Consider the following 15,742-nt stretch of genomic DNA (forward strand, 5'->3'; position numbering starts at 1 on the left):
AATGGGGAAGAGAATGCGCGATCTGAGTGATTTTAAGGGATGTCCGGCGCCGCAGCCGGTGACGCTGAAGGGCCGTTATGTGACGGCGGAAACGTTTGATCGCGACAGGCATCTTGCAAGGCTCTGGACTGCGCTTGGTGGTGAGGGGGTCAATGCGCTTCTCAAATATTTCCCGCAAAGCGGCTTTGCCGATGCTGCAGCCTTTGGTGACTGGCTTGTCAACGCGGGTGATAAACTCAACTGGGTGACATTGGTTTTCGTTGAAAATGCCACCGGTGACGTCGTCGGAATGGCAAGCTACATGCGGCCCGATCCCGCCAATGGCGTGGTCGAGGTCGGTTCGGTTGCCCATGGCGCCAGGATGAAGCGCTCGCCGCTTTCGACCGAAGCGCATTATCTGATGGCGAAACACGTTTTCGAGGATCTGGGTTACCGCCGCTACGAGTGGAAATGCCACAATCAAAACGAACCCTCCAAGATCACTGCGAAGCGTTACGGCTTCACCTTCGAGGGTGTGTTCCGCCAGCACATGATCTCCAAGGGTGCCAACCGCGATACGGCGTGGTTTTCCATGATCGACGGCGAATGGCCGTTGATTGGCAAGGCGTTTGAAATCTGGCTTTCGCCGGAGAATTTTACGGCCGATGGCGCGCAGAAGCGCAAGCTTGAGGATATCCGCGCGGAGCTCGCCCATGACCACGCCTGAAAAGAAGGCTGGCTCTGGCCGTAAAGACTGGTCGCCGGGCCTTGCAGCCGCTGGCATCATCCTCGGTTTTGGGCTGGTGTTTTACGTGATGCCGAAAATCATGCTGTGGCTGGGGGATTATTCGCCCTTTCTTGCCGCAGCTTTTGGCTCGGTGGTGGTGCTGTGCTTTTTCCTGCTATTCTGGCTGCGCGCCCGCTACCAGCGCCGCCGCGACAGTCAGAACTGAAGCGACGCGCCAAGCAGCATAAGGCCCATCAAAAGCACGAACAGCGCACCGGCAATCTCGATCGCGTGGCTGATGCCCGCTGCCCTGCGGCTTCCGGGGCCGGCGAAGCGCACGGCAAGCCCCTTGGCCGAGACGGCCATGATGGCAAGCAGCGATACGGTGATGGCGGTACCCAGCGACATGGCAAGCACGGAAAGCACGCCACCGAGAAAAATCCCGTTCAAGAGCGCAAAGCTCATGACGATGATGGCGCCGGAGCATGGCCGCAGGCCAACTGCGATGATCGCCGACCACGCTTCGTGCAGGCTGAAATTCTTGCCTTTGAGAAGCAGCGGATCGGGCGCGTGCGATTTTCCGCAGGAGACGCAAAGATCACCTGTGCCGCTATGGGCGTGGTCCGCGAAAACCGGCTTGCCCTGAAACCTGAGGCCCGTGCCCATGCCCGTGGTTCTGACTGCTGTTGCTTCCCCCGCAACGGCGAAGGCGGCAACAGGTACGCGCCGGATGCGCAGCGACCAGAGCTTGCGTAGCAGAAGCCAGGCGCCGAACAGCGCCACCATGGCAAAGCTGGCGATCTCCATTGCCTGCGTGGCTTTCGTCATGGTGATGGAGGTGCCGCGCAGCACGAGCCAGGCTGCGACAACGAGGCCGATGGCCATTGCGCCCTGAATAAGTGCTGAAATGAAGGAAATGAGAATGCCGCGTTTCAGCTGCGTTTCATTGGCTATCATATAGGAAGAGATGACAGCCTTGCCGTGGCCAGGACCGGCGGCATGAAAGACCCCGTATGCAAAGGAGAGGCCAACCAGCGATGCCATGGCCCAATTGTCTTCGCGCATAGCTTTCAGGGCACCGGTCAGCGCCCGGTAGAACATCTGCTGGTGCACGTTGATCCATTGCATCAGCGGCGCGAACGGCCCGCCAGGGGCGAAGGACGGCTCGGCCGAGCCTATGCCGAGCGGCGATTGCGCATGGGCAGCACCTGCCACGGCCAGCACGCAGAGTGCGGCGATGGTCAGGTGTCCGCAAAGGCGCCCGCTTCGGCTCAGCATGTCACCTCCAGCCGAGTGGCGAAGAGTTTGGTCATGTCGGTGCCGGTCGGGTCATTGAAGAAGGCGTCGGTGAGCGAACTCTGGTTTTGTGAGATCACCTCGTCCGGGTCGGGACGCACGACATGGTGTTTGCAGGCGGCGAGATCCTTGCCGACGGTCGCCAGATCGCCGTCTTTCGCAAAATCGATCGCCGTATACATGGTCGGGTCCCACGCGCCGAAGCTGAGCTTGCCCTTGATGGAAAGCGGCGTGTTTGGCTTGACGGAAAAGAACATCAGGATCTGCTTGTCCCTGTAGTCCACGTGAATGGTGTCGGGCTTTGCGAAATCCACCTGTTTTCCGTTGGCGGTGATGAAGGTGTAGTAGGAATATTCGCCAAGCGATTCACGCACAGTGTTGCCGATTTCGGCCAGCTCATTCTTGTCCAGCTTCAGGTCGCCGTTCTTGTCGTAATCCATCACCACGCTTGCCGAGAACATCTCGTCGAAACGCCAGATGTTGCGCACCTCCTGGATGGTACCGTTCGGCCCCTCGACGATTTCCATGCGCGCTTCGGCGAAAATATGCGGATGTGCCGCGGCGGCAACGGGAATGGAGGTCAGGCCAGCCGCAAGGAGCAAAAGTCGTCTGTTCATTATCCGGTCTGTCCTGCCTTCGAATCTCGGAGCTGGATTCTAGCAGAAATTGGGACCGAATTTCGACCTGATATGCGCTTTGGTGATGTGGCTGCCCTATGTTTCAGAAGGTGCCGGTGAAACGCGAGGTGACGCTCGATCCGCTATAGGACAGGTCGGTGTCGCGCTCGCCATGCAGAAGGCGGTTGAATTCCACCTCCAGCTTGCTGTTCTTGCCGGTATCGAAGGACAGTGTGGCCACCAGCCTGCGTTCGCTGGTATCGTAATTGTAATAGATCCAGTCCTTGTGGACACGCTGCAGCGCCAGGTCCAGCCCCACCTTGTCGGTGAGCTTGCTTTTAACCACGAACTGCCAGCGGCGGTGGAACTCGGCAATGGGATCATCAGGGTCGAAAAGCGCATAATCCTGGGAGAAGCCAGCACCGAAGGCGATGCGGTCCGTGGCTTTTACCTCGGCTTCGGCCTTGAGATAGGGCCGGGTGCGCTTCACCTTGTCGCTGATATCGTCGCCGGAAATGGTTGTCAGGCCCCCTTCGGCCAGAACGGCGAAGCATTCGGAGAACTTGTAACCGTAGGCAAGTGATCCCCGCAACGTGCTGGCCGGAAAACGCTCGTATTTCTCCTGCTGGCTTTCCGGCACGACAATGCGGTCATAAGCAATTGTCAGTCCGGCCTCGCCGCCGGCCAGCGGGCGCACATGTTCGGCCTTGAGCGACAAGAGCGCTTCATTGGCCTCCAGGCGGGTGGGCTCGAAATAGGCCGGACGAAAACGCGCCTTGCCTTTCATTAAACTGGCAAAACCCGCCGTCAGCGTGTTCTTTCCGCCAAGAGCAAGGATGCCGAGCTGTGTCGATGCCTCCAGCTTGTGGTCCAGTCGCCGGTAACCGATGTCTTCTTCCGGCAGATGCAGGAAGATATCGCCGGCATCGCTGCGTGTGCCACGCAGTTCCACGGCCCATTCCAGCCGCTCCGACAGACGCCTGGTCAGCCCCAGGCTGGCAATGGTGTTGTGTTCATTGGCAAAACGGTAACGGGGGAGGCGAACCTCCTCATGCTCGAGCGAATAACGCAGTTCCGTGCCATCAAGCACGAACTTTCCGTTAAGCCCGAAGCCCGCGCGCAGCGAAATCGCCTTCAGCCGGTTGGTATCGCCGAAGTAATTGGTGTCGTAGCCGATGCCGGTTTTATAGGTGATATTGTGTTCATCGGCGTTTTCCCCCGCCTGCGCACCGCAGGTGCAGGCAAGCCCAAGAACAAGCGCGATGTATCCTCCCAGCCGCATTTGCATCTCCGGTCTCTAATTAAGCAATATCTTATATTTGGATGGTTAATAAAGTTTCAGGGGCGATATATTGTCGAGGCCGGAAGTCATGGTGTATTCCACGGAAATTCCAGAAGAATAGACCGGTGCCAATCGCGTAAAACTTGATTAAAATCACCAGTATTAAAGTTAATTATTTATTGTAATATTAGGCTTTGCTTGAATTAGAATCCTCTAAATATACAGTTCGACTACGCCATGGGGCGTGATCAAACATAAGAGGAGAGAGAAATGATTGCCAAATTTGCTTGCATAGCCGCTGTTCTTACTGTCGCTTCCGTTGGTCAAGCCAATGCCGGTGGTCTGCTGGGCGGTATCCTGTCCGGAAACAGCAACAAGGGCGGCGCACTCGTCGTCGTGTCGCCAAGCATCGATCTGGGTGTCAGCGGTATCCTGTCCAATAACGGGATTCTGAACGGCAACAAGACCGGTATCCTGAATGGCCTTCTCAACGGCAACAAGACTTCCGTCGATGTCATCGACAACAAGAACGATGGCGGCAAAAAGCGTCGCCACTAATGGTGCAGATCGAAAATCGACAGGGATTTTCGGCGTGAACGGTGCGCGCAGGATATAAGCCGGAAGCAGTCCTCCAGCTACGTGTGTATGACACACGGTGCCTCCGGAAATAACAAACGGCGCATCGCATGACTGCAAGGGGGCCTTCGGGCTCCCTTTTTTTGTTTGTGTGGCCGCCAATGACTGCACACACAAAACTGCGGGATGGCCACTACTCATGAGGGTTTTGTGACGCGATTGCTGTCGTCATATGTCGGGACGCACGGTTCGGGGTCATCCGCGTGAGTTCTAATCTATATTTGATAAATATTGGCAATATTAACGGGAATACGTTCTGCAAGGGCCTTTTTGTCCGTACCGTTTACGCGATTTTAACCACGATGTTCTTCAATCTAGGGGTGCGTCAACCCCGTCATTACGCTGCGTTTCTGGTCGCGAAAACTCGCATCACGCAGGTGCCGGGATGGTATTTTCAAGGAGCTATCGCATGTTGAAACAATATCTTCTCGCCCTCGGCCTGCTCGGCATTCTTTCTGACGCATCCGTTGCCGCCGACGCCGTCGGCGATATTCCAGCGGCACCGGTCGTCAACGATGTTGCGCCTGCCTTTTCCTGGGAGGGTGTTTATGTCGGTGCCTCCGCCGGTTATGGTTGGAACCGCGTGAAGTCGACCACTTTCGGTGTCACCACGAAGCATGAATTTGACGGCGGCCGTTTTTCCGGTTTCGCTGGTTATAACGCTGAAGTGGCCCCCTCCATCATTCTGGGTGTCGAGGGCGATCTCGGTTATGCCTGGGGCGACAAGACCATCGTCACCAGCGAGGTTTCCGCAGGCCTGAACGGCTCCGCGCGTCTGCGCGCCGGTTATGCGATCGACCGGGCGCTGATCTACACCGCTGCCGGCTACACCGCGACGGACAGCGAAGTAAAGGCGCCCTTCGGTGAGGACAGCAAGGTGCTGCACGGCTGGACGGTCGGCGCGGGTGTAGACTACGCCTTTACCAACAACCTGTTTGGACGCGTCGAATATCGTTACAACGACTTCGGCAAGGCAACCTACCATACCGGTCCGATCACTTCGACCGGCGATGTCAGCGAACATGTCGTCAAGGTTGGCCTTGGCGTGAAGTTCTGACGGTTTTTCCGTCTTCGACAAGGGGCGGCGCAAGCGCTGCGACGCCCCGGTGCTCAGGGAAACAGGGGTGGCGTGCTTCGTGAGGAACGAAAACAAACATCGCCTTCCGCTCGGGCTTGAACAGCATACCCTTTTGGTGTGATGGTGGCATCAATCCACTTCCCGCTGCCGATCTCCAGTCGATTCCCCCATGCTACAGAAAAACACCTCGCCGGGCGTTTTTGATCGTCAGGCCTATATGATTGCCGTGCTGGTCTTCATCGCCGGCGGCACCAATGCGGCTGTTGTGCCATTTATCGGTTTTTACATCATACAGGTCCTTGGTCACCCGCCGGCCACGCTTGGTCTCTACAGCGTGACGGCAATGGTTGCTTCGATCATCGCCAGCCGCACTTATGGCGAACGTGTCGATGCCGGTGTGAGGGTGCGGCCATTGCTGCTGCTCTCTGTGTTTGGTGCTTTTATCGCAGCGGCGGCGGCGACCTCCGGGCATCTGGCATTGCTCGTGGCGGTGACGGCAACGGGGATGGGGCTTTCCAACGCCGCCAGTACCCTGATTTTCAGTTATGGTCGCTACTATGGCCGGGTAAAAGCACTGGATGCACCTGCCTATAACGCCTTTCTGCGGACAATGGTGTCGCTGGCATGGATGCTGCTTCCGGCCGCGGCCTATCTGATCCTCGATCTTGCCGGCGCGCAGGCCGTGTTCATGAATGCCATGCTGATGGCGGCCATCTGGGGCGGGCTTGCCCTTGCCTTCGTGCCGCGCGGCCAGACATGTCCGATGGAACGACGGAAAGAGGGCGACAACGATACGCGGCGCAACCTGCCACTGTTGATGGCGGCGGCGGCTAGCTTCTGTATGTCTTTCGCCCACGCCCTGTGCGCCTCGGCCCTGCCGGTATTTCTGGTACGCGAGGTGGGTCTGCCGGATTACGTGCCGGGCCTGTCGCTCAGCGTCAAATGCGCGATGGAGGTTCTGCTGATCCTGCTTGCGCCAAGGATCATGCGCCGGGTCAGCGCCCGCATCCTTCTTTGTATCTCTGCGGTGATGGCAATCGTCGCCTTCAACGTCATAGCCTCGGTCCAGACCCTTCCGGCCATGTTGTTCGGAGCAGCACTTGAAGGGGCCTATTACGGGCTTTGCGCCGGCACGTGCCTTACCTTCGTGCAGGGCTTTGCGCGCGGCCGCACCGCGCGGGCGACCGCGCTCTACATGAATTCCATTTTCCTTGCCGGGTTGTTTGCGGTGCCGCTTATGGGGTTTGTGTCGCAATATGCAAGCTTCGGTACGTCGATCAGACTTGCTTCGGTTGGTGCAGGGGCAGCCCTGCTGCTGCTGTTCCTGACGCGGCGTCAGGTCAGCGAATAGCGAGACAATGCCGAGGTTTTCTGGCGCTGACACCTGCCAGCTCTCATGCCTGTGCTTGTCGCAGGAATCCAGTCGATGCGCGTCTGCGTGGCGAAAACAGTCCCTTGCAGCCCAAGGACTTGGGCTGGCTAGATTCCTGTGACGAGCACAGGAATAAGGGCGGAGATTGAGCCGTATCGAGCCATCCGTCGAAACCGGACGCGCGCCTGTTGCTGTCCTTACGCCGAAATATCGACAATGCCGCAGTCGCCTGCCTCGGAGGCAAATGCGAGCAGTTTGCCGGTGGCGCTCCAGTCCATGCCGGTAATGGCGCCCTTGCCGGGGCGGCGAAGCAGGGCTTCCTTGCCATCCGCAAGCCGCACGCCGAGGATCATGCCGTCAATGAAGCCAATGGCCAGCACATCTTCCAGCGGGTGAAAGGCGACATTGGTAGCCATGATGTTGGCGCGGCTGCCGAGTTCTTCGGGTGCCTTGCCCATCGGGCCGTCCTTGCCGGAAAACGGCCAGACGATCGCGGCCGGGGCACCTGATGAGGCGAGCCACTTGCCCTTTGCCGACCACGAAACGGATTTCACCTTGGCGGGATAGCCCGTCATGCGCATATGGCGGGCTTCCATGCCGCCCTTGGTGGCCTCCATCTTCCAGCCATGCAGGGCGTTTTCCTGCATGGTGGTGACGAGGAACTTACCGTCAGGCGAGAAGGTGACGCCGGTATGGGCACCTTTCCATTCCAGATCGACCGGATCGCCTGCACTCGCCACCCAATGCAGCGTCACGCCGTTATAGCGTGCAACAGCAATGCGCAGGCCCTTGGGCGCGAAGGCTATTGCCTCCACCGTGCGTTCTTCCTTGAATTCCTTGACCGTGCCGTCCGAGAGGCGCACGAAGCTGGACTTGCCGACACCATAAGCGACCGCCTTCTGCGGACCGCCGGCAACAACGCCGACCCATTTCCGCGGCACATTGGCGATCTCGCTGAGGCTGCCATCATGGCCAATGCGCAGCACGCGCCCGTCCTCGCCGCCGGAAAGCAGCGTGGCGCTATAGGGGTCGCGGATGCAGGTCAGCAGACCCTCATGCGCCTCAGTGACCTTCTCGCCGCCATCCAGCCGGTGAATGGTGCCGGCGGCGGTGGCAAACAGCGGAATGTCGCCGAGAAAATGGGTCGAGACCACGTGGCCTTCGATATCAAGCGGGGCAACAGTCGGCATGGGGCATCGGTCTTTCGTCTATGTGTTTGTCATTGATGGATTTCGGTCGCAGACCAGGTCGGGAAGACCCGTTGGCGCGGTTTCAACCCGTGGCGTCAAGGTCGGTCCTCGGGCCATACCCGGGGATCACTCGACCATCCATATGCTGGCGGCAATGGCTCCTCGGGTCAAGCCCGAGGATGACGTCGATAGTGAGGAAGGGCACCGAAAACGCCAAGGGTGACACGGTGCCCCGTCAAGGATGTCAAGCCGTGGCAAGGCAGGCGTTGAAGCTCTTTTCCAGCTTTTCGCGGTCGAGTTCGCGGCCGATGAAGACAAGGCGGCTTTCGCGTTTTTCGCCTTCCTTCCACGAGCGCTGGTGATCGCCCTCGATGATCATGTGCACGCCCTGCACCACGTAACGTTCCGCATCGCCCTTGAATGCGATGATGCCCTTGAGGCGCAGGATGTTCGGGCCGTCCGTCTGGGTGACCTTCTGGATCCACGGGAAGAAGCGTTCGGGGTTCATTTCGCCGCCGCGCAGCGATACCGACTGCACCGTCACGTCATGGATCGGGGAGGCGGCGCCATGGTGGTGGTGATCGTGGCCGTGGTCATGATCGTGGTGCGCGTGATCATGGTCGTGATGATGGTGGTCATGTCCGTGATCATGGTGGTGGTGGTCGCAATCAGGACCGCATGCGTGATCCTCGTGGCCGTGCTCGAGGAAGTGCGGATCGTTTTCGAGGGCACGTTCCAGATTGAAGGCGCCCTGGTCGAGAACGCGGGCAAGATCGACGCCGGAACGGGTGGTCTTGTAGATGCGCGCAGAGGGATTGATGGCGCGCACGATATCCTCGATGCGGGCGACTTCTTCCGGCGAAACGAGATCGGTCTTGTTGACGATAACGACATCGGCAAAGGCGATCTGGTCTTCGGCTTCGCGGCTGTCCTTCAGGCGCAGCGGCAGGTGCTTGGCATCGACAAGTGCGACCACCGCGTCAAGCTCGGTCTTGGCGCGCACGTCGTCATCCATGAAGAAGGTCTGGGCGACCGGAACGGGATCGGCAAGGCCAGTGGTCTCGACAATGATGCCGTCGAATCGGCCGGGCCGGCGCATCAGGCCTTCGACCACGCGGATGAGGTCGCCGCGCACCGTGCAGCAGACGCAGCCATTGTTCATTTCGTAGATTTCTTCGTCGGATTCGACGATCAGATCGTTGTCGATGCCGATCTCGCCGAATTCGTTGACGATGACAGCGTATTTCTTGCCGTGGTTCTCGGACAAGATACGGTTGAGAAGCGTCGTCTTGCCGGCGCCTAGATATCCCGTCAGGACGGTGACTGGAATGGGCTTGGCTGGTGCTGTTTCGGTCATGGAAACCTCGCGTGGAGAAAGGCCGGTTGAGGCCTCAAGGAATAAGTGTCGACGTCCATATAGGCGCGACGTTCGGGCAGTTCAAAGGGATTCTGGCTGGTTTCGGCGCAGTTTTTCAAATTTTGTTATGAAATAACGTTATGTCAAAAGCGTGGACGTCTTCAAGCAGTTCGACAAGGCCCGAAACGGCATGGGAAATGATCCTTTCGCCCTTCTCGGCTGAGGCGGCGGCGGCGTTTCCGGCAACGCCATCAGGGTTCAGGTCGCCCATAAGCCAACCGAAAGCGTGTGGACCATAGGCACGCAGATGCCTGAAACGGCTGGCGAAATCGCTCTGGCGGGAGGGGAAGTTGGCGGCTTTTTCCATCGCCACCCGCTCCGGGCAAAGCGCCAGCATGACCGACGTCTCGATATCTCCACCATGGATATCGATCGCCTTGTCTTCAGGCTTCACGATATCCACCGGCACGCCGAAACGAGTCCAGCTTGTGGCGACCGCCAGCATACCGAAGCGGGCGCGCGCCTCGGTGGCGACGATGGTCATCAATGGCGAATTGCCGCCATGGGCGTTCAACATCACGAATTTGCGCACGCCTTTTTCATATTCGGCCTTAGCAATGCCGAGCCAGCGCTCAACGGCCTCATCGTAACGCAACGACTTCGTGCCCGGCACATTCATGTGCTCGATGGAATATCCAACGGGCTCCACCGGCAGGAAGGAGACCGGCAGACCGGCGGGCAAAACAGCAGCCAAACGGGAGACAATGCCCGTCGCAATCAGCGTGTCTGTCTCGAAGGGCAGGTGCGGCCCGTGCTGTTCGTGCGCACCGAGCGGCAGCACTGAAATTGCACCTGTTGCGCGAAGATGAGGGTCTGTTACGTTTTCGTCGTGATAATGCGTGTATGAGTTTGGCATCTGGCAGTCCGCGCGTGCATTCGGTAAGGATTTCCAGCAACATATATCGGTTCCGCCACAGGGTAAAAGGCACTCGCATATGAGCAAGGACAAAACTGGGCATAAGGACAAGGGCGCCAAAAAGGACAAGGGCACCAAGAAAGTAAAGGACGCCAAAAAGAGGGATGAGAATTTCAACCCTGAGGAACTGGCGCAATCCATCACCCAGGCCGCCCGTTCCATGCGCACGGCGTTGAGCCACAGCCTTGCCGAAAGCGGCCTTTATGCCGGGCAGGACGGCGTTATTCTGGCGTTGGCGCAGGAAGGCAGCCTCACGCCTGGGCAGATCGCCCAGAAACTTGGTGTCAAGGCGCCGACCATGACGCGAACCATCGGCCGCATGGAAGCCCAGGGCTTCGTGGAGCGCAGCGGCGATGACGAGGATGGCCGCGTAACACTGGTGAAACTGACGGAGACAGGCCTGAAAAGCGTCGAACATATCAACGTATCCATCGCAAATTGCGGTGCGCGGGCGATTGAGGGGCTTTCGGCCAAGGACATCAGGACGGTGGTTAAACTCCTCAAGGTGATCGATACCAACCTTCAATAATTTGTTGAGTTTTTAAAAACCACTGTCTTTTTGTTGCTATTCCTTAAACCGGTTGCGGATTTTGTTTAAATTGTTTAATTGCGATTTAAACAGAAACGTCTGTCAATGACATGGGTTTGGGGAGAAATGCCGTGGCACAAAAGATCAAACTGTCGACAATCGCCGAAAGCCTAGGTCTATCGACTGCCACCATCTCCCTTGCATTGCGCGACAGTCCGCTGGTCGCCTCTGACACCCGCGACAAGATCAAGGAACAGGCCCGAGCGCTCGGTTACATCTACAACCGCCGGGCCGCCAGCCTGCGCACCTCGCGCTCCGGCATCATCGGCGTGGTGTTCCATGATGTGATGAACCCGTTTTATGGGGAAATTCTCAAGGCCATCGAAACCGAGCTGGATCGCAGCCGCCAGACCTTCATTCTGTCCAACCATTATGATTCGGTTGAAAAACAGCGCACCTTCATCGAAACGCTGCTGCAACTTGGTTCTGATGGTATCATCATGTCGCCCGCCATCGGCACGCCGATCGAGGACATGACGCTGGCTGAGGAAAACGGCATGCCCGCCATTCTGGTGGCCCGCTCGCTCGAGGGCGTCGACATGCCGACCTATCGCGGCGATGACAGCTATGGCATTTCGCTTGCGACCAATCATCTGATCAGTCTTGGCCATCGCACCATCGCCATGGTTGGTGGTACCGACCAGACCTCGACCGGCCGCGATCGTTATCAGGGTTATGTCAACGCGCTGCGCAAGGCGGGAATCGAGGTCGATCCGAACCTGCGTATTCCCGGCCCACGCTCCAAGCAGGGCGGTTTCGAGGCCGCAGTGCATTTCCTGTCGCTGCCGCAGAAGCCCACCGCTGCCGTCTGCTGGAACGATCTGGTCGCCATCGGCCTGATGAACGGTATTTCGCGCGCCGGACTGGTGGCGGGCGTGGATATTTCCGTGACGGGTTACGATGATCTGGAAGAGGCGGCCATCGCCACGCCGGCGCTGACCACGGTGTCCAACGGACAGGCCGAGGTGGGGCGCCTTGCGGCGCGCGCGCTTCTGGACAGGCTGGCGGGCAGCCACGAGCCGGATGGCGTGCACCTCATCAAGCCGGAAATGCGCATCCGCCAGTCGACAGGGCCGGTGCGTCCGAGGGTTTGAGCAGCGTTTCCCTCTCTTTCGTCATTCCGGCCTTCAGCCTAAAGCCAGCCAGCCCAAGCCCTTGAGCTGGAAAGACTCTTTGCGCCGCGCCGACGCGCGCCTCAAGTGCGGCATGACGGAGGCGGGCGCGTTAAAAAAACGGCATGAAACTTCCGTCTGCCCCCATAGCTTCCCCTTATTGCCCTTTTCACGGCCGCCGTTGTTTGAAAAGATCGCGGCCCAGAAGAGCGGGATGGCGAGTGGTTCGCCCATGAATCCGTTCTGACGATATCGGAATGCAATCAGGAGGAATATCCACCCATGTCTGACAGACAAGCCGTCGTTCTCGTTCCCGGCAAGATCAACCCGCGCGTGCTCGAACGCCTCGAAGGCAAGGTCGAGATCGTGACAGTGCCCGCCGGTGCTGAGCCGGTTCTGCCTGATGGTGCGGCTGAGCGCATTAATGCCATCGCCGTTTCAGGCGTCGTCAACGCCAAATGGATCGATGCGCTGCCGAAACTCGAGATCATTGCCAATTTCGGCGTCGGTTACGATGGCGTTGATGCCAAACATGCCGCCACGCGCGGTATCGTGGTGACCAATACGCCCGACGTGCTGAACGACGAAGTTGCGGACACGACGATTGCGCTGCTGATCAACACGGTTCGTCGTCTCTATCAGGCCGAAACCTGGCTGCGTGAGGGTAAATGGGTTGGCGAAGGGCCCTTCGCGCTTTCGCCGTTTTCCCTGCGCGGCCGCAAGGTCGGCCTTTTCGGCATGGGCCGCATTGGCCAGGAAATCGCCAAGCGGCTGGAGCCATTCAAGGTGGAGATCGGCTATCATACCCGCAGCAAGCGCGATGGCCTGCCCTATACCTATTACGGTTCGCTAAAGGAGATGGCGCAGGCTGTCGACACGCTGATCTGCATCGTGCCCGGCACCCCGGAAACGCGCAAGGCGATCAACGCGGAAATCCTCTCGGCACTTGGTCCGCAGGGCGTGTTCATCAATGTCGGACGCGGCTCCAGCGTCGATGAGGATGCGCTTTTGCAGGCCCTCAAGAGCGGTGCGGTGGGTGCTGCCGGTCTCGATGTGTTCTACGCAGAACCGAAGGTGCCGGAAGCGTTCCTGTCACTGCCGAACGTTTCCCTGCTGCCGCACGTCGCCTCTGCGTCCATCCCGACGCGCAACGCGATGGCCGATCTGGTGGCCGACAATATTCTCGGCTGGTTTAGGGATGGCAAGGTGCAGACGCCGGTGCCGGAAACGCCGGTTAAGGGATAACACCTCTCCGCCGTCATCCTCGGGCTTGTCCCGAGGATCCAACCACGTAGCGTTAAATCAATCGGTTGCAGATGCTCGGGACAGGCCCGAGCATGACGAAAGAGGCGAAGTTCCGCGCTAACCCCGCCTCTGCCTATTCCGCAATCTCACTCGTCGCGACCCATCGTCCCTCGGCGAAGGACCGGGCCATGGCATGAATGCTGCGCTCGATCTTCAGGCCTTCCTCGAAGTCGATGATATGCGCCTTCTTGCCCTCGATGGCCGCGATCAGTTCCCGGCACTCGATCACCTTCAGATCGTTGAAGCCGAGCCCGTGGCCGGGTGCGGGGATGAAGCGGTCATACGGCTTGTGGTGAGGGGCGGCGAGAACGGTTCTGAAACCCTGCTCCTCCGGGCGCCCGTCCGTGGTGTAGAGCTGGAATTCGTTCATCCGCTCCTGGTCGAAAAGGATCGAGCCGGTGGAGCCGTAAATCTGGATGGCGATACGGCCCTTGCGACCCCAGGCCGAGCGGTTGGCGATCAGCACCGCCGAAATGCCGCCTTCGAGCTTCAGAAGCACGCTGGCAAGATCATGCGTTTCCACAGCGCGCTCGCCGCCGCCACTTAGCGGCCGCGTCTCGTAAGGCTTCACCATATCGGTGATCGCGCTTTCAGCATGGCCGAAAAGGGAAAACAGAAGTGACAGCGGATGAACAGCGAAATCATCCAGCGCGCCATAGCCGGAGGAGGCTTCGCTCTTCCAGTAGAAGGGCTGGGTGGCATCCGCCATGAAGTCCTCATCCATTTCCGCACGGACATGGTAGACATTGCCGATCGCGCCTTCGTCGATAAGGCGGCGCATATGGCGGATGACAGGGTTCTGGATATAGTTGTAGCCCATGGCCGCCGCCTTGCCCGAACGGCGGGCCGCATCGCGCATCTTCACGGCATCCGTGAAGGCAGGCGCCATCGGCTTTTCGCACCAGACGTGTTTGCCGGCATCAAGGGCGGCAATCGCCATTTCGGGGTGAAAGGCATTGGGTGTGGTGACCGAGATCACATCGATTTCAGGATCGGCAAGCAGATCGCGCCAGTCGCCGGTCGAGCGGGCGAAACCGAACTCGGCGGCTTTCTTCGCCGCAAGCTCGGGATTGACCTCTGCCAGTGTGACCATTCGTGGACGCTCCACATCGCCGAAAACGCTGGTGACGTTGTTCCACGCCAAAGCGTGGCACTTGCCCATGTAACCCGTGCCAATAAGGCCAACGCCAAGAGCGGCCATGGTCTCTTCTCCCCTAAATTATTACGATGAAATCAATACGTTCGATTGCTTTTTTCTCTACGGCAATCGCGACGCGGACCTTCCTCGCCCCTCATTCCTGTGACAGGTACAGGGATGAGGAGGGTGCCGTGGACGCTGGCGTGCCTCAGGGATTGTCGCGGTTGAAAATCCAGTCGTGATCGGGGTGGTTCTTGAAGCGCCATTTGCGCATCGGCCCGGCCATCACGTTCAGATAATACATCTCGTAGCCATAAGGCGCGCCGCAGGGGTGGTGTCCCTTGGGAACCAGCACTACATCGCCGTCCGCCACAGCCATGGTCTCGTCCAGCGACCCATCCTCGGTGAAAACGCGTTGGAAACCGAAACCCTGTGCCGGGTTGAGACGGTGATAATAGGTCTCTTCCAGATAGGTCATATCGGGGTAATTGTCTTCGTCATGCCGGTGTGGCGGATAGGACGACCAGTTGCCCGACGGGGTGAACACTTCCGTCACCAGGAGACTATCGGCGACATCGCGCTCTTCCATGGCGATGGGGAAAATGTAACGCGTATTGGCGCCTTTGCCGCGCTCGGTCAGTTGCACGCCATCGGGACCGATCTGTTGCGCTTCGCGGCTACCTTTTTCACCCGGTGCGGTGCAGACACCGACGGTGCAATCCGTCGTGGCCGTCAGCGACCATTCGGAGCCGGCGGGGACATAAACGCAGTGCGGCGGCTTGCGCTCGAACACGTTCATGCGGTCGCCGAGTTCACCGAACTCCTTGCCCCCGGTGGAAATCTTCGCCTTGCCTTCGACAAGCACCAGAATGACTTCCGTATCGCCAGTCTTCTCGGCTGCGGCTTCACCGGGCTTCAGACGATAAAGGCCGAAACCGACATAACCCCAATCCGCGCTTTGGGGCGTGATGTCGTGCACCTTGCCGCTTGTCGCGACCGGCTTGCGCAGAAGTGAGGTCATGGTGGTGTTCCTTTTTGGTCAGTCGTTCAATTTATCGGGCGGCTATTCCCGCGTTTCCCTCATCCCT

17 protein-coding genes are annotated in these 15,742 nt (G+C 58.9%); 8 read left to right on the plus strand and 9 right to left on the minus strand.

All coding sequences use genetic code 11. From position 1 onward, the window contains the following. Positions 1-13 precede the first annotated feature (13 nt). Positions 14-706, plus strand: a complete 693-nt coding sequence (locus GH784_RS08100; protein WP_019566970.1) for a GNAT family N-acetyltransferase — start codon at positions 14-16, stop codon at positions 704-706. Beyond that, entirely contained in the window at positions 693-932 is a 240-nt protein-coding gene (locus GH784_RS08105; RefSeq protein WP_003516247.1) for a hypothetical protein, read from the plus strand. The genes GH784_RS08100 and GH784_RS08105 overlap by 14 nt, the downstream gene beginning before the upstream one ends. Here GH784_RS08105 and GH784_RS08110 read toward each other — a convergent pair. The 3 genes from GH784_RS08110 to GH784_RS08120 form a co-directional block, all read right to left on the minus strand. Beyond that, on the minus strand, positions 923-1,984 hold the full coding sequence (locus tag GH784_RS08110; RefSeq protein ID WP_019566971.1) for a nickel/cobalt transporter: 1,062 nt from the start codon (positions 1,982-1,984) through the stop codon (positions 923-925). The genes GH784_RS08105 and GH784_RS08110 overlap by 10 nt on opposite strands. Next, entirely contained in the window at positions 1,978-2,619 is a 642-nt protein-coding gene (locus GH784_RS08115; RefSeq protein ID WP_065703282.1) for a DUF1007 family protein, read from the minus strand. The genes GH784_RS08110 and GH784_RS08115 overlap by 7 nt, the downstream gene beginning before the upstream one ends. Positions 2,620-2,722: 103 nt before the next feature. Then, positions 2,723-3,901, minus strand: a complete 1,179-nt coding sequence (locus GH784_RS08120) for a hypothetical protein (protein ID WP_153793319.1) — start codon at positions 3,899-3,901, stop codon at positions 2,723-2,725. 270 nt (positions 3,902-4,171) lie between these two features. On the opposite strand from GH784_RS08120, the gene GH784_RS08125 reads away from it, so the two are divergent. From GH784_RS08125 to GH784_RS08135, 3 genes are all read left to right on the plus strand, one after another. After that, the gene (locus GH784_RS08125) at positions 4,172-4,459 is read left to right on the plus strand and encodes a hypothetical protein (RefSeq protein ID WP_004430950.1); all 288 of its coding nucleotides are present in this window, start codon (positions 4,172-4,174) and stop codon (positions 4,457-4,459) included. 487 nt (positions 4,460-4,946) lie between these two features. Beyond that, positions 4,947-5,594 (plus strand): outer membrane protein, encoded by a 648-nt coding sequence (locus GH784_RS08130; protein ID WP_065703283.1) that lies wholly within the window; start codon positions 4,947-4,949, stop codon positions 5,592-5,594. Between the two features lie 190 nt (positions 5,595-5,784). Beyond that, entirely contained in the window at positions 5,785-6,966 is a 1,182-nt protein-coding gene (locus tag GH784_RS08135; protein ID WP_013762339.1) for an MFS transporter, read from the plus strand. Positions 6,967-7,184: 218 nt separating this feature from the next. Here GH784_RS08135 and GH784_RS08140 read toward each other — a convergent pair whose 3' ends face one another. The 3 genes from GH784_RS08140 to GH784_RS08150 all read right to left on the minus strand — a co-directional run bounded on the left by GH784_RS08140 (position 7,185) and on the right by GH784_RS08150 (position 10,450). Then, complete coding sequence (locus GH784_RS08140) at positions 7,185-8,177, minus strand: WD40 repeat domain-containing protein (RefSeq protein ID WP_013762340.1); 993 nt, start codon at positions 8,175-8,177, stop codon at positions 7,185-7,187. 244 nt (positions 8,178-8,421) lie between these two features. After that, positions 8,422-9,534, minus strand: a complete 1,113-nt coding sequence (locus GH784_RS08145; protein WP_112291466.1) for a CobW family GTP-binding protein — start codon at positions 9,532-9,534, stop codon at positions 8,422-8,424. A 115-nt stretch (positions 9,535-9,649) separates the two neighbouring features. Next, positions 9,650-10,450, minus strand: a complete 801-nt coding sequence (locus GH784_RS08150; RefSeq protein WP_112291464.1) for a creatininase family protein — start codon at positions 10,448-10,450, stop codon at positions 9,650-9,652. 79 nt (positions 10,451-10,529) lie between these two features. On the opposite strand from GH784_RS08150, the gene GH784_RS08155 reads away from it, so the two are divergent. Further along, positions 10,530-11,039: a MarR family winged helix-turn-helix transcriptional regulator gene (locus GH784_RS08155; protein WP_004430960.1), complete on the plus strand. Its 510-nt coding sequence runs from the start codon at positions 10,530-10,532 to the stop codon at positions 11,037-11,039. A 131-nt stretch (positions 11,040-11,170) separates the two neighbouring features. Then, positions 11,171-12,193 carry a LacI family DNA-binding transcriptional regulator gene (locus GH784_RS08160; protein ID WP_004430963.1) on the plus strand — a complete coding sequence of 341 codons (1,023 nt, stop codon included), beginning with the start codon at positions 11,171-11,173 and terminating at the stop codon, positions 12,191-12,193. A gap of 33 nt (positions 12,194-12,226) precedes the next feature. Here GH784_RS08160 and GH784_RS27110 read toward each other — a convergent pair whose 3' ends face one another. Then, positions 12,227-12,445, minus strand: coding sequence for a hypothetical protein (locus GH784_RS27110; RefSeq protein ID WP_162696553.1), 219 nt, complete (start codon positions 12,443-12,445; stop codon positions 12,227-12,229). Between the two features lie 48 nt (positions 12,446-12,493). On the opposite strand from GH784_RS27110, the gene GH784_RS08170 reads away from it, so the two are divergent. Then, positions 12,494-13,456 (plus strand): 2-hydroxyacid dehydrogenase, encoded by a 963-nt coding sequence (locus GH784_RS08170; protein ID WP_153793320.1) that lies wholly within the window; start codon positions 12,494-12,496, stop codon positions 13,454-13,456. A 133-nt stretch (positions 13,457-13,589) separates the two neighbouring features. Here GH784_RS08170 and GH784_RS08175 read toward each other — a convergent pair whose 3' ends face one another. Both GH784_RS08175 and iolB read right to left on the minus strand, forming a co-directional pair. Beyond that, the gene (locus GH784_RS08175; protein ID WP_112291455.1) at positions 13,590-14,717 is read right to left on the minus strand and encodes a Gfo/Idh/MocA family protein; all 1,128 of its coding nucleotides are present in this window, start codon (positions 14,715-14,717) and stop codon (positions 13,590-13,592) included. Positions 14,718-14,862: 145 nt separating this feature from the next. Beyond that, positions 14,863-15,675, minus strand: a complete 813-nt coding sequence (gene iolB / locus GH784_RS08180; RefSeq protein ID WP_153793321.1) for a 5-deoxy-glucuronate isomerase — start codon at positions 15,673-15,675, stop codon at positions 14,863-14,865. Between the last annotated feature and the right edge of the window lie 67 nt (positions 15,676-15,742).

The organism is Agrobacterium tumefaciens, from assembly GCF_009649785.1.
Classification (GTDB): domain Bacteria; phylum Pseudomonadota; class Alphaproteobacteria; order Rhizobiales; family Rhizobiaceae; genus Agrobacterium; species Agrobacterium tumefaciens.